Raw genomic sequence first — 19,987 nt, 5'->3', positions numbered from 1 at the left:
TTTATTTCCATGTTCTCAGTTTTTCAGCGAATTACGTCAGGCGCTTTACTTTTATGGAGGCTATTTACAGCCACCAAGGCTGACTAAAGTCGACATTTTCTGGTGCAATTTCGTATTGAAAGGGGGGCGTAAATACATCCCAAAATGCATCCCGCAAGTCCTCGTCTATTATGCTAAGTTTACCTGCATCGCGATAGCGAGATAGCAGCGTATTGTAAGCGTCAATCGGCATTTGCGGGTTAGACTGGCGAAAGATAACACGCCCTCCAAACTCTTCATACATCGCTTTTTCTGTTTGAAACTGTATAACCTGCTTGGCCGCTATCTCTTTAATGGGTTTCGCGGCCGTTTCACTTGAAACCTGACCTTCAAACTTCTCGATAAACTTGCTTACCAGTGTTTGATTAACAGTTATGCCTTTTTGTTTTGCATAGTCCTCTAAAACAAGCTCATAAATTCTGTTAGACGCATTTACACGGACCACATAATCAAGCATACCTGCGTAATTGTCTTTCGCTTGCTGCTTCAAGTTTTTACGTTCTTCTTCACTAGGCACGACGTCTGCCATACGGATTTCGGTATTAAGCACCATTGCTAAAACACCCTGTTCATCGACTTGTCCATTTGCCTGAGCAACATAGGCAAGGTTTGAACTGAGAATAAGTAGCGCGGTGGCCAATGAAGATCGAATAGTTGATGTCATGCGCATTAAGCACTCCCTGTAGACGTATTTATCGCCGCGATTATGAACACTTTGAGTCTCGCTGAATGGGTAATTAACTGTGCGGACTGGTATTACCCAAATGGGCGTTGTAATGAGTAAAGCATTAAACGCTATGACTACGCAATACCGTGGCGTACTGATATTAGGAATATGCTGCGAGCTTCAAATTTATTGGGGTGAACGAGTGCTTATGTGGTGTAGCCGAGAGAGGATGGCGATAGCGACGCAGTAGACTAGCTATTGATGAAAAACGTTATTCGTTAGAAATGATATATACCAAAAGCGGTATGGACTAAAAGCTTTGTCGCGCGTTTAGCGTGAGTGTGGAAATGCAGACAATAGAAAGAAAAACGGCGGTCAAATGACCGCCGTTTTTGAATTCTTAGATAGCTTGCACGTTAGCAGCTTGAAGACCTTTTTGACCTTCTTCAACTTCAAATTCTACTCGCTGACCTTCTGGAAGCGTTTTGTAACCGTCAGAGATGATCGCACGGAAATGAACGAATACGTCCTTACCGCCGTTATCTTGAGTTAGAAAACCGTAACCTTTATCAGCGTTGAACCACTTAACTGTGCCTGTAACTTTAGACATGTCGTATAGACCTCAAATATCGTATTAAATTGCGCATAAGCGCGTGTAACTAAGTTCTTTAGAGTCTTTAAATTGGCGGAGTATTGGGTCTTACTTACGAATGGACAAACAACTTACAACAAATTACCGGGTAACTCGAGTGGTTTAACATATAGCAAATAATACAAAATCGCGTCTCTTTAAAGACTTTGGCTTAAAGCCAAAGCCACTATAACACTCTTCGGGACGATTAATATACAAATTAATTGATAAACTACGGATTTCATAAATATTTCACCGCAGCGTAACAAAAATTAATGCCCTTTCCGCCAGGCTAAATACCAGCAAATTGCGCCAATTACGCCTGTACTTGCAGGGAAATACCATGATAAATCGTACATTGGCAGTATTGCTGTCATTAACACAAAAGTGGCGCCCACTACGCTTAAATGAGTGGTCTGAGTTGTTTTCTTTTGCTCTTGGAGCAGTGCCAAATGGGCCCTTTGTTGTTGCAATGGCAAGCGCTTCATTTGCTGTAAACTGTCGTACAGCAGGTCTGGCATTTCAGGTAGTTTTTCAGACCAGAAAGGTAAATTGTCTTTCACCTTCCCCATCATGGCGGTAAAGCCAATCTGCTCTTTCATCCAATTTTCAAGAAACGGCTTAGCGGTTTTCCAAAGGTCGAGCTGAGGATACAACTGACGGCCTAAGCCTTCGATATACAGCAATGTTTTTTGCAGTAGCACAAGCTGTGGCTGCACAACCATATTGAAACGTCGTGCCGTATTAAATAGCTGCAGCAGCACGTTACCAAAGGATATTTCAGCTAGTGGCTTTTGGAATATAGGTTCACATACCGTGCGGATGGCCATCTCGAACTCATCGATATTGGTATCCTGCGGTACCCAGCCTGAGTCGGCGTGAAGCTGCGCGACTTTGCGATAGTCGCGGTTGAAGAAGGCAATAAAGTTCTCAGCCAAATAGCGCTTGTCTTCACGGTTGAGCGTACCCACAATGCCAAAATCGATGGCGATATATTTGGGGTTTTCAGGGTGTTCGGTAGATACAAAGATATTGCCCGGGTGCATGTCTGCATGGAAAAAACTGTCGCGAAATACCTGAGTGAAGAATACTTCCACACCGCGCTCGGCCAATTTTTTCATATTGGTATTTTGGGTAAGTAATGCGTCTATATTTGAGATTGGAAGACCGTAAATACGCTCCATAACCAACACATTACTGCGGCAATAGTCACTGTAAATTTTAGGTACATAAAGCGCGTCTGAACCTTCAAAATTACGCCCTAACTGAATACCGTTTGCAGATTCACGCAGTAAATCAAGTTCATCAACAATGGTCTTGCGGTATTCCACAACCACTTCGACAGGACGCAGCCGTTTGCCATCAGGAAGCCAGCGTTGAAGCACGTTAGCCAAGCTAAACAATAGCTCCATGTCTGCCACGATGGTATCGCGAATATCTGGGCGCAACACCTTTACCACAACGTCTTCATTGTTATGCTTTAACTTTGCCGCATGAACTTGGGCGATAGAGGCAGACGCCAGTGGCGCCTTTTCAAATTCACTGAATAATTCGCTTAAGTCAGAAAGCCCCAACGCTTGCTTGATAATGTCTTGTGCAGCGTCAGATGAAAACGGCGGAACTTTGTCTTGTAAACGGGCAAGTTCGTTAGCAATGGCAGGGGGAAGCAAGTCTCGGCGGGTAGAGAGCATCTGGCCGAATTTAATAAAAACAGGCCCAAGGTTTTGTAGTGCAAGGGTAATACGCTCGCCGGCTGACTTGCCCTTGTGCTTGTTTCGCACCCAAAAAATGGTATGACGCATAGCCCGCGCGTACCAGGGTAACCACTTTGCTGGAATAAGTTCGTCTAAGCCGTGTTCCAACAATACCTTGTTAATTCGGTATAACCTAACAATACGCATTTATGAGCCTGTTTCTCTCAATCTTACTTAAATTTTTCTTCTAGGCGGCGCAGTCTCGCATCGGCACTTTCTGCTCGATCGCGAAGCGCATTAACTTCGTCACTAAAGTGCATAACCGCCAGCTTGTGTGCAGCAAGCTGCTTTTCTTCTACTACGGCGTTGCCGAATACCTTCGCCATGGACGCTAGCGCTGACATCGACTTCTCATGCACGGTTTTCACCGTTTTCACGGTCTGATGGGCAATAACATCGTTGGTCTTTTGTGCCAGCAACTCTTCAATGTCGATATCGAGTTGCTGAAACAAGGCACTGACCTGCTGAGCAACATTGAGCTCTCCTTCCAAAAAGAGGGCTTTTTGCTGAATAAGTCGAGTCAACTGGCTGGTTTCTTTTAACTCTGGCAAGGTTTGTAGCGACGTTTTAATACAACAGTCTTTCGGCCCAAGAGACGCGACGGCGTCTTCAAACGAGCCTTGTTCGCTGAGTACGTCAATACGGTCAGAAAACGAAAGCGTAATACCATAAGGAAGCGGCGAAATGAACGCGGTAAGCCTGGCGCCAGCAAGCGCTTTTAGCCTTACTTCGCTGTCTTCGTCTAAAGACAGCAACTTGTTTAAAACCGATTCAGCCGTTGCGGTAACCAGCGCAGAAGTAGGCATTAAAACTTATAACCTCTATGTAACGCTACAATACCGCCAGTCAGGTTTTGGTAATCACATTGCTCAAAGCCAGCCTGCTCGAACATCCCCTTCAAGGTTTCTTGATCTGGGTGCATACGTATGCTTTCCGCAAGGTATTGGTAGCTTTCTGCATCGTTCGCCACTAGCTGACCCATTTTTGGCAAAATGTGAAACGAGTACATATCGTAAAGTTTGCTGAGCTGCTCTGACGTAGGCTTAGAAAATTCTAATACCAGTAAACGGCCGCCTGGTTTTAACACGCGAAAAATAGAATTAAGCGCGTTTTGCTTTTCCGTTACGTTGCGAAGGCCGAATGCCATGGTCACCACATCAAAATGGTTGTCGGGGAAAGGCAGTGCTTCCGCGTCAGCTTGCACATAATCGATGTTGCTTACCAAGCCGCGATCGCGAAGCTTATCACGGCCTACTTTCAGCATAGACAAGTTGATATCGGCAAGGGTTACGCGCCCTGTAGGACCTACCAAGCGAGAGAACTTAGCGGTTAGATCGCCAGTACCACCGGCAATATCCAATACTTTATTGCCAGCGCGAACACCGCTGCAGTCTATTGTGAAACGCTTCCATAAACGATGCACTCCCATCGACATAAGATCGTTCATTACGTCGTACTTTGCTGCAACAGAGTCAAAAACATTAGCAACTAAAGAGGCTTTTTGCCCTTTATCCACCTGTTTGAAACCAAAGTGCGTTGTATGCTCAGTAGCATTGTCGATTGCAGAGTCTGCTTGCGTAGCGGGAGTTTGATTGTCGCTCATGACAGTCCTGTAATTTGAATATTTTTATTAATGCCGAAGTGTATAGGATTGTGTGCTCAAGCAAAAGCTTTATGCCTGACTGTCTCCTGATGTAAATCAAGCCTTTGACCTTTACAAAAGCGGAGCCTGCAAGGCACAAGCTCGCTTGTTTAGAAGACTAGATCAGCTTGCTCTACGCTACCTGATTGTTTGTGCCCCAACTATAGGCAACAATGGCACTGATCTCTTGCAAAGAACGGCCGCTTTCCTCATGCCATTGCGCAAATGCCGCATTGGCCGCCGACAGCGACTTTTTCGAGGTTAAGCCACCGTCGATAATTTCATTCTTTCGCAAGTAATCTTCCACGTCACGTGAGAATAAAAACGTGTCTATGCCTAGTGCACGAAGCATGTAGGGGCCGGTGTTACCGCCTAATCGCGCACCGCGTTTTTTCAAAAACGCCCAAAGCTCAGTGATATTGTCTTTTTCAAAGCCTGCTACGAACTTACCAAAGCTGCCGTGCTCCAGGGCTACGTCTTTGATCATCATGGCATTGTCACGCACTGTCATCACTTTTTTATAGTTGCGAACAATGCGCTTATCTGACGCTTTTTGCTCTAGCATTTCATCGGGCATCAACAACACTTTATCAATGTCGAACCCGAAAAATACGGTTTCAAAGTCGGGCCATTTTTGCTCGATAACTCGCCACACGAAGCCCGACTGGAACACTTTTTTGGTCATCGCCGCTAAAAAACGGTCGTCAGGAATTGTTTCAATTTGCGCTTTAGAAAGTGGTGCTTGGAGCATGGCTTCAAGCACCCTTTCACCGCCTTTGCGCTCGCACGCTCGGCGGTAGATAGATTGAAAAGACTCTAACTTAGACTCTTTCATGTGTGCCTAGCCTTTAATACCGCTGTGACGAAGCAAAGCGTCAACTTGCGGCTCGCGCCCTCTAAAAGCAACAAACAAGTCCATAGGAGGCTTACTGCCGCCCATTTCTAAAATGTTTTCTAAGAACGCTTTGCCCGTATCGCGGTTAAAAATGCCATCCTCTTCAAACTTGCTGTACGCGTCGGCAGAAAGCACCTCTGCCCACTTATAGCTGTAATAGCCCGCTGCGTATCCACCAGCAAATATGTGACCAAAGCCGTTTTGGAAACGGTTAAACGATGGAGGAATGACCACGGCCACCTCTTCACGCACTTTATCCAATGTGCCCTGTACGTCTACCTCACTGCCTTTTTCGCTATGCAGTAAGAAGTCGAAAAGACTGAATTCAAGCTGGCGTACCATCTGCATCGCTGACAGGTAATCCCGTGCAGCAAGCATACGCTCCAGTAAATCAGCAGGAAGCGGTTCGCCAGTTTCATAGTGACCAGAGATAAAGTTAAGTGCGTCTTCTTCCCAGCACCAGTTTTCTAAAAACTGACTTGGCAGTTCAACCGCATCCCATGGCACACCGTTAATACCGGATACACCCGCTACGCGCATTTTAGTAAGCATGTGATGGATTCCATGACCAAACTCATGGAACATGGTCACCACTTCATCATGAGTAAATAGCGCTGGCTTATCCCCTACAGGTGCGTTGAAGTTACAGGTAAGGTACGCAACGGGTAGCTGCAATTCGCCATTCATTTTTTCACGACGTACGCGACATTCATCCATCCACGCGCCGCCACGCTTTTTAGCTCGTGCGTACAAGTCGAGGTAAAAGCTGCCGCGCATCACATCGGCATCGTCAGTAATGGTGAAGTAACGTACATCTTTATGCCACGTATCAATGCCAGGCTGCTCAATAATTTTTAAGCCATACAGGCGATGTACAACTTCGAATAAACCAGACAGCACTTTATCTTCGGGGAAATAAGGGCGAAGCATTTCATCAGAAATCGTGTACTTTTCCTGTTTCAGTTTCTCGCTGTAATACGGTAAATCCCATGCCGCTAGCTCGCTGACACCATGCTTGTCTTTCGCGTACGCTCGTACTTCTTCAAGCTCTTTCTCTGCCTGAGGCTTAGACTTAGCCGCCAAATCACGCAAGAAACCGATGACCTGATCGGTAGAATCCGCCATTTTAGTCGCTAGTGAACGCTCTGCATAACTTGAAAAACCTAACAATTCAGCCAGTTCAGTACGCAGCGTTAAGGTTTCTTTGATTATATCGGTGTTATCCCACTTACCCGCATTAGGGCCTTGATCAGACGCTTTTGTTGCATAGGCGCGATACATTTCTTCGCGAAGTTCGCGATTATCGGCGTAAAGCATGACTGGCAAATAAGACGGAATGTCTAACGTAAACAACCAGCCTTGTAAGTCTTTTTGGTGCGCAGCTTGCGCCGCTGCTTCAAGGGCTGACTCTGGCATACCGGCAAGTTCAGCTTCATCGGTAATGTGTTTAGTCCAGCCCATAGTGGCGTCCATCACATTATTGGAAAAGGTTGATGATAGCTCGCTAAGCTTTGCCTGAATCTCTGCAAAACGCTTCTTTTGCTCTGCGGGAAGCGCTACACCTGACAATGTGAAATCGCGAACGGCGTTTTCAATCACTTTCTGCTGCTCTTCGCTTAAGGTCGCAAATTCGTCAGACGCTTTGAGGGAAGCGTAAGCATTGTAAAGGCCTTCGTGCTGGCCTACCCAAGTTCCATATTCAGATAGTAATGGCAAACACGCATCGTGAGCTTCACGCAATTCATCGCTGCTCACCACGCTATTCATATGAGAAACGGGTGAAAATATTTTACTTAAACGATCATCGGCCTCTTCAAGGCGCAGCACTAAATTCTGGTAAGAGTAATCTTTCGACGCCACGACCTCTTCTATTTCGCTTTTGCACGCCGCAATGGCTTTTTCAATTGCAGGCTTGATAGAGGCAGGTTCAATAGCAGAAAAAATTGGTAGACCATCTACCATTTCAATTGCAGGGGTTGTCATAATCTTTTTCACTCTTAACACGTTGATAGAATAATGATGGGGCTTCGCTGATTAAAAGCAAGCTATTGTTTTAGCCACTGTTGACCTATTTTGAACTTACTTGCCGTCAACGTGCATGGATCATGATTATTGCCTATATTTACGAATTCAATGAATGCCGCTGCACCATTTTTCTTAATGCCCCTCATAAAAACTGAACAACACAGTCAGCTCCGCCAAGCGCTGTCACAAATGTCACATTTCATCCTTTTGTCTACTTTGTCCCTTCGCTGTTCAGCGTCTATAATTTCGATTAATAAATCTACAAGGCATAGATATGAAAACGTTGACCTCAGGCGAAATAGCCTCGTATTGCGATGTAAATCTGCGCACCGTAATTCGATGGATCGAAAGCGGTAAGCTGAAAGGCTTCAAACTTCCTGGGCGTGGAAACAACAGAGTATTAGTAGAAGATTTTGTCGCCTTTCTTGAACGACACGACATGCCAATTCCCGATTCATTGAAAGGCATTGCCACGCCCTCAATATTAATTGTTGACGATGAAATGCCAGTTGCCAAGTCTATTCAGCGCGTGGCCAGACGGGCGGGTTATGAGTCGTATATCGCTACAGGCGGCTTCCAAGCGGGGATTATGCTGAGCCAATACGAGCCCAAAGTCATGACCCTTGATTTAAGTATGCCAGGCATGGACGGTTACAGCGTTATCGAATTCACGCGAGATCAAAGTAAATATAAAGATCTCAAAATTGTGGTCATATCGGCACTCGATGAAATTAGCCTGGAGCGCGCGCTTGAGATAGGGGCTGATGCCACCTTACAAAAGCCGTTCTCAAATCATGACTTAACAATGGTCCTTGAGCAGTTTATGTCGATGTAAATCGATTTAAAGGGAGTGACATTATGGCTTGGTTATCGCGATTCGCTCTTTTAAGTTTGCTTGTAGGTGTTTGCGCATTACCGACAAATGCTAAACCCCTTACTTTTGCTGTTGTACCTCAGCAGTCTGCCAAGAAAATGGCTGAAACATGGCAACCCTTAATCGACTATGTGAGCAATTACACCGGTTTTGAGATTGATTTTAAAACTGCAAAAGACATTCCCACCTTCGAGGCTAATCTCGCCGACGGCAAATATGATATTGCCTACATGAACCCCTACCACTTTGTGGTCTTTAATGAATCTGCGGGATACCGCGCGCTTGCGCGCCAACGCGATAAAGAAATTCGCGGCTTACTTGTTGTACATAAAGACAGCTCCATACGCTCTCTGGATGACTTAAGCGGTACCGAAGTAGCCTTCCCAGCACCAGCTGCGTTTGCTGCCACAATTATCACAAGCGCTCACTTGCGGATGAAAAGCATTGCTTTTGTACCGCGCTACGTCAATTCTCATGACTCTGTGTACCTCGCAGTACAAAGGGGCTTTTTCAATGCTGGGGGTGGCATTGTCCGTACGCTTAACAGTTCACCTGACGACGTTAAACAAGAATTACGTGTCCTTTGGAAGAGCAAAGGTTATACGCCTCATGCTATCGCAACCCATCCAAATATGGCACTCGCTGACAGACAAGCTATTCTTAATGCATTACTTGCTTTGTCGAATGACACAAGTAAGTCTTGGATTTTAAAAGGTATTGGATTTAACGGCTTTATAGCGTCAAACGACAGTGATTGGGACGACGTGAGAGCATTGGGAATAGCGTCGCTATCGAGGCCGCATTTATGAGTAGACTCGTATGAAACTGTCGTTGCGTATAAAAACAATAACAGGCATCGCATCAATAGCAGCGCTTTTGCTGCTAGTGCTCATTGTGACGGTGTTTCAGCTACTTAATGACCTTGTCGATAGTAACATAAAGAAGTCAGCCGACACCACGGTTGCCCTTTTTGTTTCGACGACAAAAAATGCCTTTTTAAGCTACGACCTTGCAGCTCTTGATGCCGACGTCTCAGAAATTCTTACCAACCCCAATATTGCTTACGTCAAAGTTAAAGACAAATTAGGTAGAGTTTTCGTAGAAAAGGGTAACACCAACGCACTAAATCGGCCTTTTACTGCCGACACAAGTGTTTCAGACGCTGATGATGGTATTTACGACACCCGAGCCCCCATCATGGTAAACAGGACTTTGTACGGCTATGTAGAGATTGGGCTTAACATTGCTTCAGTAACTGAATCAGTATCGAGGGTGAGAAACTGGACAGTTACACTGGCTTTTCTAGAATTTATTTTGGTCGGATTGTGCTCTTACTTACTTGGTTCTTACCTGATGTCGCAACTTCATCAATTACACGAAGGCGCTAAACGTTTGGGTGATGCAGTAAAAAACAACAGCTATCAAGATGTTTTTGTTCCCGTGCGCGGCACTGATGAGTTAAGCGAACTGGCAGAGGCATTTAATCAACTGGTTGAGCGTTTAAAAGAAGAACATGCGCAGCGTCAATACGCGCAAGATGAGCTTAAAGAGCTTAACACGCTACTTGAAGAAAAGGTTCAGGATAGAACCGCATTGCTGCATCAGAAAAACTATCAACTCCAAGAGGCCAATAAAGATCTAAAAGAGACCCAGGTACAACTACTTCAAGCTGAGAAAATGGCGTCAGTTGGCCAGCTAGCAGCGGGGGTCGCCCATGAAATTAACAATCCTGTCGGTTTTGTCAGCAGCAACATATCCACCTTAAGCGAGTACGTTGCTACCTACCAAATGATATTCTCACAAATTAACGCGGTGCTTAATGAACAAGACGAGGGTAAGCGTGCTTCTGCCTTATCAGAACTAGAAAAAATGTTAGCTAATCAGGATATGGCGTTTATCAATGAAGATATCACCGACCTCCTCAGCGATTCGAGAGACGGTTTAAGTCGGGTTGCTGAAATTGTAAAAGGGTTAAAGCTATTCTCTCGTGTAGACAGTGACCACATGCAGCAGCACAACATTAATGATTGTGTACGCACTACCCTTGCAATGGTGAACAACCAATTAAAGTATATTTGTACTGTCGAAACGCATTTAGGCAAAGTCCCTGACGTTGCCATGAATGTAGGCAAGGTTTCTCAGGTTGTTACCAACTTACTCATTAACGCGGGTCAAGCGATAGAGAGCACGGGTAAGAACGGTAAGATAACTATTACCACCTGTACTGCGGGCAAGTTTGTCGAGCTTCGTGTAGAAGACACTGGCTGCGGTATTCCATCAAGTCATTTAGACAAACTCTTCAATCCATTTTTTACAACTAAACCTGAAGGGCAAGGCACTGGCTTAGGTCTTTCAATTTCGTTTGGCATTGCTCAAGAGCATGGCGGCACGCTCTCAGCCACCAGTAAAGAGGGAGAAGGAAGCATATTTACATTAGCGCTCCCCCTTGTTTCACACTCAGATAAAACATTAGAGAGCGAAGGATGAATCAACTAATAGTGTTATCAAGCAGCATTGCGTGTAATAGTTGTAACGTCGCTTATAAGGATAATAATTTATGACAGAGCCTACTACAGAACAAGCCACGACCTACACGGTTCTATTTGTCGACGACGAGCCGAATATCCTTCGCGCTATCAAGCGTGCGCTGTTCACTATGGACATCACCTTACTGCTTGCTGATAGTGGTGCCAAAGCGTTAGATTTAATGAGTAAACACGATGTTCACGTAGTTATTTCTGACATGAAAATGCCGCAGATGTCAGGTGCGGAATTACTCGAACAGGTCGCTATCAATTATCCCGAGACATTTAGAGTTGTGCTTACTGGCTATGCCGACATTGAGTCAACAATTAAAGCCGTAAACCAAGGCAAGATACACCGTTACCTGCAAAAGCCATGGGACAACCAAGAGCTTATCGCTGTTGTAGAAGAAGGCTTAGAACGCGTTAAGTTAAAGGCGGAAAACCTTCGTCTACAAAAACTAACACGACTGCAAAATAAAAAGCTACGCGACGTAAATGCCTCACTAGAACAAGTGGTTCAAAAGCGCACGCGCCAGATAAAAGCGGCGCTAAATAAAATCGAAAAACACAACCTTGCAATGGAGCAGGTGCTGTTCAACGTGATAAGCATTAACCCTGACATTAATGGTAAGTTTGCCATTGAGGTTAGCGAGTTGGCATCAAAACTGGCGCGTATCGCTCGGTTGGAGAAAGAAGAAATCAAACAGGTGCGTTATGCGGGCCTTATCTGCGAGCTTGGGTTACTAGGGCTTGAAAGCGAAGATTTTAAGGCGCCATTTTCAAAGCTTAAATATCAACAGCAGCAAAACTATCTATCGCAAACCAAGCAGGCTGCGTTAATACTTGCTCCGGCTCACGAACTACATCAAGTTTCTGACATTATTGAATTTCAGTTCGAGCACTATAATGGCTCAGGCTTGTATAACAAAGTTGCAAAAGAAATTCCTGCTGGCGCACGGATCTTGGCCATAGCCCGAGATTACTGGCGCTTAGTAACCGGCAGAATGAGCGGTATCGAAATGAGCCCTCGCGATGCCAAACTAGAAATGAAAAAGCACAGAAACACCCGCTATGACGGTGAGTTTTTGGACCTGTTGCTCGAAGCAGAAGATGTAACGACATCTAAACTGCTTTCTACATCATTGAAAGCCTCGCAGCTCAAAGCAGGCATGGTCCTCGCCCAAAATTTGTATAACGATAGTCACATCCTTATCCTTCCCGAGGGACATGTGTTTAGTGATGCCACCATTCAAAAACTCGTACACTTTGAAGAAGAACGTGGAAAAGCGTTTAGTATTCAAATAGAACCAGAAGAGCTTTCTGCTACTATAAGTGAATAAGCTTTAAAGATTACGTGCTGAAAGCAGGATGAGCGATGCATGAATATGCTTCGCTTTGTCTTAGCCTTTTAATTAGGCTGCACTGTCCCCATTGATAAACTAAATGAAATTCCCTAAAGCAAATCTCGGTCTTTTGATTACTCTTTATGACAAGACCGATAGAGAATGATTTGCTGTGCGAACCTTCCGAAGGCATTTATGCTTATCGTTTACGTTCGCCTAACCGACAAAGAAGGCTTTTTGAATGACACATTTTGATTATATATGTATTGGCGGTGGCAGCGGTGGTATCGCATCTGCAAACCGTGCAGCTAAACATGGAAAGAAGGCCGCCATCATTGAAGCGAAAGATATTGGCGGTACTTGCGTGAACGTTGGCTGCGTGCCTAAAAAAGCCATGTGGTACGGAGCGCAGGTTGCTGAAGCCATCCACCGCTATGCGCCTGAGTACGGGTTCGATTTGTCGGTAAATCACTTTAGCTGGGACAGTCTTATTGCTAGCCGCCAGGCTTATATTGAGCGTATTCATGCCTCGTACGACCGCGTTCTTACTGCAAACGACGTTACCTTAATTCGCGGTTTTGCGAAGTTTATTGATAACAACACGGTTGAAGTAAACGGCGAAAAGTACACGGCTGATCATATTACGATTGCTGTAGGCGGCCGCCCAATCATCCCAGATATCGAAGGTGCAGAGTACGGTATTGATTCTGATGGTTTCTTTGCCCTAAAAGAGCAGCCGAAGCGCGCTGTCGTGGTTGGCGCAGGCTACATTGGGGTTGAACTGGCAGGCGTACTTCACGCTCTTGGCACAGAATCGCACCTGGTAGTTCGCAAACACGCCCCACTTAGAAATTTCGACCCTATTATTCATGAAACCCTGGTTGACATGATCCACGCTGAAGGCTGCAAATTGCACGACCATACTAGCGTAGAGAAAGTGGAAAAAGCTGACGATGGCGAGCTATCAGTACACTTAACCAATGGCGAAGTGCTAAAAGCTGACTGCTTGATTTGGGCGATTGGCCGTAAACCCTCTACCGATAAAATTGATATTGAAAATACCGACGTTGAACTGAACGACAATGGCACGGTGAAAGTGGATAAGTACCAAAACACCACTGCAAAGAACGTTTATGCGGTTGGTGATATTACCGGTGAAGCAGAGCTTACTCCGGTGGCAGTTAAAGCGGGTCGCTTGCTAAGCGAACGCTTATTCAACGGCCAAAAAGACGCTCACATGGATTACTCGCTTATTCCAACCGTTGTGTTTAGTCATCCACCCATTGGCACTATTGGCTTAACCGAGCCAGAAGCCATTGAAGAATACGGTGAAGATAACGTTAAAGTGTACACCTCTAGTTTTGCGTCTATGTACACCGCGGTAACCCGCCACCGTCAAATGACCAAGATGAAGCTGGTATGCGCGGGTAAAGACCAAAAAGTGGTAGGCCTTCACGGTATTGGGCACGGCATGGACGAAATTCTGCAAGGCTTCGCCGTTGCCATAAAGATGGGCGCGACTAAAGCTGACTTTGATGCGTGTGTAGCTATTCACCCTACCAGTGCAGAAGAGTTTGTTACGATGACCTAGGAATATGCGCTTAATTGAGTGCTTTCTTTTAAAAACCGGCATTAGCTTACTAGTTAATGCCGGCTTTTTTATGTGCTTAACTTACCTTTTCTAGCTCGACAGGCACACCATTTAGCACCGCATTTCCCGATAGCTCGTCTACCTGTAAATCGTCTGTAAGAATGTTAGTGTTAACCCCAGGGTGCTGACTTGCCACAGACAGCTTTATGCCTTTCTTGTTGTGTCCCCATCCATGCGGGATAGACACCACGCCGGGCATAATTGCATCTGTGATTTCAGCCTCTATGGTTAGTTGGCCAACTCGCGATTTCACACTTACCTCGTCACCATCTGTAATGCCATATTTAGCCCCGTCATCAGGATGAAGCTGCAGCGTACAGCGGTTATTACCTTTCACCATTCGAGGGCTGTTATGCAGCCACGAGTTATTGGTTTTAATATGCCGGCGCCCTATTAAAACAACGGACTGATTTTGCGGCGCAACATGGTTCGCTTTTCCAAAGAAATGCGTGTTAACCCTGTCTAAATCAGCCATGAAGTACTCAAAATCTAAGTGAATTTTCTTATCTTCATGGAACAAGGCGTGAGGCAAAGACGGTTGTAGCGGCCCTAAGTCGATACCGTGTGGGTGTGCTTTAAGCGTATCAATCGATAACCCGCCTTCCGGAATAGCGGTTGGAGTTTCGTTTAAGTTAGCGTCGGTGACTTCTTTTTTACTTGCTGCCCGACCATAAAGACCTGCTTGCAACAAATCGTCGACCACACCTTTAGGTTGCTTGTCCCAAAGCGCAGCATAGTGTGCGGTGCTTTTTCCATTTAGCGCATCGAGCCTTTCGGCTAACGAAAGGTATATTTGCCAGTCGCTAAGCTGGTCTTCGTCAATGTCTACCACCGCTTCGGAGTACTTAGCAAAATTTCGCACGGCAAAGTTGTGAAAAACAATATCGTAATGGTCGCGTTCTAGCGCGGTTACCGGAGGAAGGATCACATCAGCATGACGGGAGGTTTCGGTAACGTAAAAGTCTACCGCAACCATAAAGTCGAGTTCTTCAAATGCCTTATCAAGCTGCTCTGCATTTGGCGTAGTGACCACGGGATTACCTGCACCAATTACCATGGCCTTAATTTGCCCTTCTCCCGGGGTTAAAATTTCCTCGGCTAAACACGCTACCGGATACTCACCAGCAAACGCCGGAAGCCCTCTTACGCGAGAAGTAAATCCGCCCATGCTGCCCTTGCCTGATACAGGTAGTACGTCAGCGGCTGGCTGAGTAAACATCATGCCACCCCGCTTATCTAGGTTTCCGGTGAGCATATTAAACAGCATGATTAGATACTGAGTGAGCGTACCAAACGCTTGTACGCTAGCCCCCATCCTTCCATAACAAACTGCAGACTCAGCATTGCAGAAGTCCAAAACAAGCTGAGTGATTTGTGAAGCTGTAATACCGGTAAGCTCGCTCACCTTTTGTGGTGAATAATCGCGAACGTATTTTTCGACCGCTTTTATATCCTCGGCATAAGGTAAAATTTCATCCGCCTCGTATAACTGCTTTTCAAACAATACATGCAGCATAGCTAGCAGTAACAGCGCGTCACTGCCTGGACGAATAAAGTGATGTTCACAGCTAATATCGGCAGTTTCGCTGCGTTTAGGGTCGATAACGACGACCTTCCCTCCACGTTTTTGAATGCCCTTTAAACGCTTTTTCACGTTTGGCACGGTCATAATGCTGCCATTAGAGGCCAGCGGATTCCCGCCGATGATCATAAAGTGCTGCGTGTGATCAATGTCAGGAATGGGAATTTGGGAGATATGACCAAACAGTCGTCGACTAACAATATGATGGGGCAACTGGTCAACGGAGGTAGCGGAATAGCGGTTGTGCGACTTGAGGGCACGATAGAAATACGGTCCGAATAATATTGAGCCCATATTGTGCGCATTAGGATTTCCTAAATACACACCTACCGCATTATTGCCGTGGGCCTGCTGGATGTGGTGTAACTTGCTTGCGACCAAATCAAAGGCTTCATCCCACGTAATCTCTTCCCAGGCGCTGTCTTCGCCGTCAATTCGTACCCTTTTTACCGGGCGCTTCAAGCGGTCAGGATCGTCGTACAAGTCTTTTAACGCACTCGCTTTCGGGCAAATATGACCTTGGCTAAAGGGGTTATCTTTATCCCCTTTTATTGACAGTATTTGACGGTCTTTCGTCGCTACCTCAATACCACACATTGCTTCACAAAGCGTACAAGTAGAATAATGCAATTGTTGTTCAGCGTTGCTCACGGTAATTCCTACACAATTCATTGTTAATGAGTTGTTACGAAATTAGCGATTATTGCTGTAATAGACAAGCATCACTGAAAGTGATGATAAAGAGAAGGCACCTCGCCACAATTAGACGAGGTGCTATTGGTTAGAAAGAGTAAGTCACACCAAGGGTTGCTGTGGTGCCTAATCCTTTAATATTGTAGCCACCGTAGGTATACGACTGAGCGCGCGCAGGATAGTAGTCGCTGTTAAACAGGTTTTCGACACCCATAAACGCGTTCCAGTTTTCAGCGAACTGGTACTGTCCACTTAGGTTAACAATATTATAGCTCGATATAGGTCCTTGATCGCCCACATAGTCGCCGTCAGCATTTGGCGAGAAGCGTTTACGATCACCCACATACAGATAGCTAACTGTTAGCGATAAAGTGTCTGATGGCTTCCAGTTTACGTTTGCCGTTGCTTTGGGTGGACTAATTTGGCGAGAGCCAAGGTACACATCAGCTTCGGTATTTTTCCCTTCAACGTAACTATATGTGGCTATCACATTGAGCGTTTCAGAGATTCGATAGTCTACTAAGCCTTCATAGCCCCAAATTTCCTGCGGTGCGCGAACTGGCTCATACACACCTGTCACCTCGTTGAAACTATTGGTCGTACCGAGTTCAGATGTACTTCTGTAAGCCGCAACTTCAAGGCGTACTTGGTCGAAAAGAGAGGTGAAGCCCACTTCGTAGTTATCGATGATAGAAGCCTCCGTTTGAATAAGACCAATATCATCTACCGTTGCAGCGCGCAGTAGACGGCCAATGTCAGCGATGTCTGAACCTTGCGAGTAATTGAAAAACGGGCTAAAGCTGTCGCTCCAGTTGTACTTTATCGCAATGTTATAAGTGGTTGCGTCGTAATCTATAGTGTCCCCCTTAACTTGAAGAGGAACAGAGCATTGAGTTTCAGAGCGACACAGCTTCAGTGTTTCGTAGTCATCAACCGATAAATCGATACTTTCCCTTCTCACACCTGCCTTTACAATAAGGTCGTCGTGAATTACCCACTTTGTTTGTAAAAAGCCAGCTAAGCTGTCCATTTCCATTTCAGGTACCCACACGCGCCCATCAACCAGCGGCTGTGAGGTAGTGTCTTTTAGCGCGTCGATACCATAGATAAACGTGGCTTCTACGCCATCGAAATCAATGGCAGTATTAAACGTCGCGCGAGCGCCGCGCTTTTCAGAGCGAATAATAGACTGGCCGCCGTCGTAGCCTTCATCAGGATTAGCTAAGTTAGGTGAAAAGAAAAATACGTTCTCAATATCTTGCGAGTACACATCAAGCGTCATTTCACTGTTTGCAAAGATATTGCTGTCTGTGTATTTCAGGGTGATGTTCTCATTTCCGTCAGGCCCCTGAGGTTTCCCGCGTTTTTGCAACGCTTCAGGTACGTGAATAGCGTAGGTTTTCACGCCTTCGTTGATGTCTCCGGGAACATCTCCCAAATCAGTTTTTTGTTGAGAGCTAAAGTAGTTGTAGCTAAATTGAAGACGCTTTTCTTGGTCGAAGTCGTAACCTAATTTGGTAAAGTAATTCTGTGTTTCAGCGTCTGACAGGCCGTACTGCAAACCTAAGATGTCGCCTTCAGCATCGCGCTGAACGCCGTTTTCCTCGTAACTGGCGGTAACAAGGTAATCGAAATTCTCCACCTTGCCGTTAATCGCAGCTGAAATACGCGCACCGGCTGACTCTTCAAGCTTCACTGCGCTGAAACGTGAAGACAAACTTACTTGGCCCTCATGCGTTTCTTGCGCTGTTGCTTGTTTGGTAATGTAGTTGATAATACCGCCTGACGCTCCATTGCCATAAACAGACGTAGCGCCCTTAATTACCTCAATTCTAGCAAGCGCGCTAGGGTCAATCGTTTTCACACCTAACGAGCCATTTCTAAGCGGCGTGGACTGAGGCACACCGTCAATCATCACAAGCGGAGCTCGTCCGCGCAAAGACTGGCCAGTATTGCTCGAACTACCTGTATCTGGAGCTAAGCCCGGCACCATCTGAGCTAACAAGCTCTGTAACTCGGGATTTACCTTCAGGTGATCTTCAATCTGCTTTCTTGAAATAACGGTGATTGACGCTGGTACTTCATCAATACTTTCAATAACACGGCTTCCAGAAACGATAATACGTTCCATATCCTTTTGGGCATCATTAGCAAAAGAAGGCGCACTAACGGCTAAGGCAATGAGCGTAAGCGATGGTCTAAACATGAAAACTCTTTTAAGAAAATAAGGTTACGAAAGGCGCGTTATACTAAAGGTGTAGAAGAGCAATGTAAAGATAATGAAAACAATTCTCATTATCTTGGGTAATTTTAATAATAAGTGTTAAGTAATGAAATCTAGATAAGATGAATTTGAAGCACTTCGCTCAGCCATAAAAGCGCGTCATTTGTAATGGCGTTTATACCAAAAATAAAACCCTGTAATTGTAAAAAACGCAGGGAGTAATGCGATAAATAACCAGATAAATTCAAGGAATGGGCCCGCGAAATCACCAATGTGAAACTTGTATTTGAAGTTCCAAACCTGCGTCGCTACGTTCGCTTTTGATGCATCGTAATAACCCGTTATTTCTCCATTTTGAGGGTTTGTCCAAACCCAACTGTAGGCGTGAGACTCGCCGGGGTTTTGCATTCTGAAACCTATGTGTTCGCCTGAATTTTTTGGGAAGTAAATGCGAAATAGTGACGCATTGGGAAACACCGCTATGGCGTTTTGATAAGATGTATCGATAGCCACTGAAGCACTACTAGCATCGTGGGATAACGGTTCAGGTACTGGCCTTTTCTCAACTTTTGAAAAAGTAACGGTTTCCACCACCTGCTGCGTAGCGCTTTTCCAATTAAACGCCATGCCACTAAAAGCGATGAGTATTAGTGGTATAGCCAAATAAACGCCCAGCACTGTATGAAGTTGATACATGAGAATTCGAAACTTGGCGCGGCGTTTAATCGCAAGGCGTTTTATTCTATTTTTTGGCTTTACCCAAAGGTAAAAACCCACAATTACTTCAAGAAGTAGAACTAAGGCACTAACAGACACCCAATTTCCAAGTGGCCTTTCGTTGTCACCATCTTGATACAACAGCCATCGATGGATAGCCATGGTGAACCCATAAAACGTGCTGTAATAATCGTATCTATGAAGTATTTCGGCAGAGTTGGGGTTTACGCTTACGTATTCGCCATTGTTGAGCTTCCCTTGCCAAGCGAGTTCAGGGTCTGACTCGGGCATTAAAAGCTCGACTTTCTGACCCGTCTCGTCTTCCAGCGCATTCACTATGTAAGAAAGGGGTAAGGGCGATTCGTGAGATTCTATGGTCCACTTCTCTGGTTGGACAAAGGTTTGGATATCTTTTGCATAAATTAGCAATGCACCGGTGATGCTAAGGCAAATAATAAATAACCCACATACCAGCGCTAATAGAAGGTGCAGTCGTCGTACCCAAAGTTTCAAAACAGCGCTCACAAATTGCGAAATAAACGCGAATAGTAACGATTCTCGAAAATTGGTCAATGAAAGTTAAACGCTAAAATCGTGCTTACAATCGCATAAGCTAAATGAATCTATCCTACTTTGCAGTAAGATTAACCTTAGTTTTACAATTCAAGAGTACGTATCTTCATGTTAAGTCATGTACTCTGATGTAGACAGAAAATAAATAACAA

Annotated in this window: 16 protein-coding genes; 6 read left to right on the top strand and 10 right to left on the bottom strand. The window is 45.3% G+C overall.

Annotation, left to right across the window (positions count from 1 at the left end; genetic code table 11):
- Window positions 1-64: 64 nt before the first annotated feature.
- Window positions 65-709, bottom strand: a complete 645-nt coding sequence (locus MHN00_RS10505; protein WP_101566070.1) for a hypothetical protein — start codon at window positions 707-709, stop codon at window positions 65-67.
- A 106-nt stretch (window positions 710-815) separates the two neighbouring features.
- Between MHN00_RS10505 and MHN00_RS10500 the strand changes: the two genes are divergently transcribed.
- On the top strand, window positions 816-956 hold the full coding sequence (locus MHN00_RS10500; protein WP_156086993.1) for a hypothetical protein: 141 nt from the start codon (window positions 816-818) through the stop codon (window positions 954-956).
- Between the two features lie 150 nt (window positions 957-1,106).
- Here MHN00_RS10500 and MHN00_RS10495 read toward each other — a convergent pair whose 3' ends face one another.
- The 6 genes from MHN00_RS10495 to prlC all read right to left on the bottom strand — a co-directional run bounded on the left by MHN00_RS10495 (window position 1,107) and on the right by prlC (window position 7,611).
- Window positions 1,107-1,316, bottom strand: a complete 210-nt coding sequence (locus MHN00_RS10495) for a cold-shock protein (protein WP_012519905.1) — start codon at window positions 1,314-1,316, stop codon at window positions 1,107-1,109.
- Window positions 1,317-1,609: 293 nt separating this feature from the next.
- The gene (ubiB, locus tag MHN00_RS10490; RefSeq protein ID WP_014950939.1) at window positions 1,610-3,238 is read right to left on the bottom strand and encodes a ubiquinone biosynthesis regulatory protein kinase UbiB; all 1,629 of its coding nucleotides are present in this window, start codon (window positions 3,236-3,238) and stop codon (window positions 1,610-1,612) included.
- Window positions 3,239-3,261: 23 nt separating this feature from the next.
- Entirely contained in the window at window positions 3,262-3,897 is a 636-nt protein-coding gene (locus MHN00_RS10485) for an SCP2 sterol-binding domain-containing protein (RefSeq protein ID WP_101566073.1), read from the bottom strand.
- Window positions 3,897-4,694, bottom strand: a complete 798-nt coding sequence (ubiE, locus tag MHN00_RS10480) for a bifunctional demethylmenaquinone methyltransferase/2-methoxy-6-polyprenyl-1,4-benzoquinol methylase UbiE (protein ID WP_014950941.1) — start codon at window positions 4,692-4,694, stop codon at window positions 3,897-3,899. The genes MHN00_RS10485 and ubiE overlap by 1 nt, the downstream gene beginning before the upstream one ends.
- A gap of 172 nt (window positions 4,695-4,866) precedes the next feature.
- A complete protein-coding gene (locus MHN00_RS10475) occupies window positions 4,867-5,568 on the bottom strand; it encodes a DNA-3-methyladenine glycosylase I (protein ID WP_101566075.1) in 702 nt (233 codons plus the stop codon).
- 6 nt (window positions 5,569-5,574) lie between these two features.
- Entirely contained in the window at window positions 5,575-7,611 is a 2,037-nt protein-coding gene (gene prlC, locus MHN00_RS10470) for an oligopeptidase A (RefSeq protein ID WP_239301119.1), read from the bottom strand.
- 316 nt (window positions 7,612-7,927) lie between these two features.
- Between prlC and MHN00_RS10465 the strand changes: the two genes are divergently transcribed.
- The 5 genes from MHN00_RS10465 (at window position 7,928) to gorA (ending at window position 13,986) form a co-directional block, all read left to right on the top strand.
- Window positions 7,928-8,488, top strand: a complete 561-nt coding sequence (locus MHN00_RS10465) for a response regulator (protein WP_014977552.1) — start codon at window positions 7,928-7,930, stop codon at window positions 8,486-8,488.
- A gap of 23 nt (window positions 8,489-8,511) precedes the next feature.
- Window positions 8,512-9,336 carry a phosphate/phosphite/phosphonate ABC transporter substrate-binding protein gene (locus MHN00_RS10460; protein WP_239301118.1) on the top strand — a complete coding sequence of 275 codons (825 nt, stop codon included), beginning with the start codon at window positions 8,512-8,514 and terminating at the stop codon, window positions 9,334-9,336.
- A gap of 10 nt (window positions 9,337-9,346) precedes the next feature.
- On the top strand, window positions 9,347-11,014 hold the full coding sequence (locus tag MHN00_RS10455; RefSeq protein WP_014950946.1) for an ATP-binding protein: 1,668 nt from the start codon (window positions 9,347-9,349) through the stop codon (window positions 11,012-11,014).
- A gap of 70 nt (window positions 11,015-11,084) precedes the next feature.
- Entirely contained in the window at window positions 11,085-12,392 is a 1,308-nt protein-coding gene (locus MHN00_RS10450; protein ID WP_014977555.1) for a response regulator, read from the top strand.
- Window positions 12,393-12,636: 244 nt separating this feature from the next.
- Window positions 12,637-13,986: a glutathione-disulfide reductase gene (gorA, locus tag MHN00_RS10445; RefSeq protein ID WP_239301117.1), complete on the top strand. Its 1,350-nt coding sequence runs from the start codon at window positions 12,637-12,639 to the stop codon at window positions 13,984-13,986.
- A 76-nt stretch (window positions 13,987-14,062) separates the two neighbouring features.
- Here gorA and MHN00_RS10440 read toward each other — a convergent pair whose 3' ends face one another.
- The 3 genes from MHN00_RS10440 to MHN00_RS10430 all read right to left on the bottom strand — a co-directional run bounded on the left by MHN00_RS10440 (window position 14,063) and on the right by MHN00_RS10430 (window position 19,835).
- Window positions 14,063-16,279, bottom strand: a complete 2,217-nt coding sequence (locus MHN00_RS10440; RefSeq protein WP_239301116.1) for a molybdopterin oxidoreductase family protein — start codon at window positions 16,277-16,279, stop codon at window positions 14,063-14,065.
- A gap of 130 nt (window positions 16,280-16,409) precedes the next feature.
- The gene (locus MHN00_RS10435; protein ID WP_239301115.1) at window positions 16,410-18,527 is read right to left on the bottom strand and encodes a TonB-dependent receptor; all 2,118 of its coding nucleotides are present in this window, start codon (window positions 18,525-18,527) and stop codon (window positions 16,410-16,412) included.
- A gap of 177 nt (window positions 18,528-18,704) precedes the next feature.
- The gene (locus tag MHN00_RS10430) at window positions 18,705-19,835 is read right to left on the bottom strand and encodes a PepSY-associated TM helix domain-containing protein (protein ID WP_239301114.1); all 1,131 of its coding nucleotides are present in this window, start codon (window positions 19,833-19,835) and stop codon (window positions 18,705-18,707) included.
- Window positions 19,836-19,987: the final 152 nt, after the last annotated feature.

Source organism: Alteromonas sp. Cnat2-8 (genome assembly GCF_022348355.1).
GTDB classification, from domain to species: Bacteria; Pseudomonadota; Gammaproteobacteria; order Enterobacterales; family Alteromonadaceae; genus Alteromonas; species Alteromonas macleodii.
Note: the sequence above shows the minus strand (reverse complement) of the source record. Positions and strands in the feature narration are given on the sequence as shown.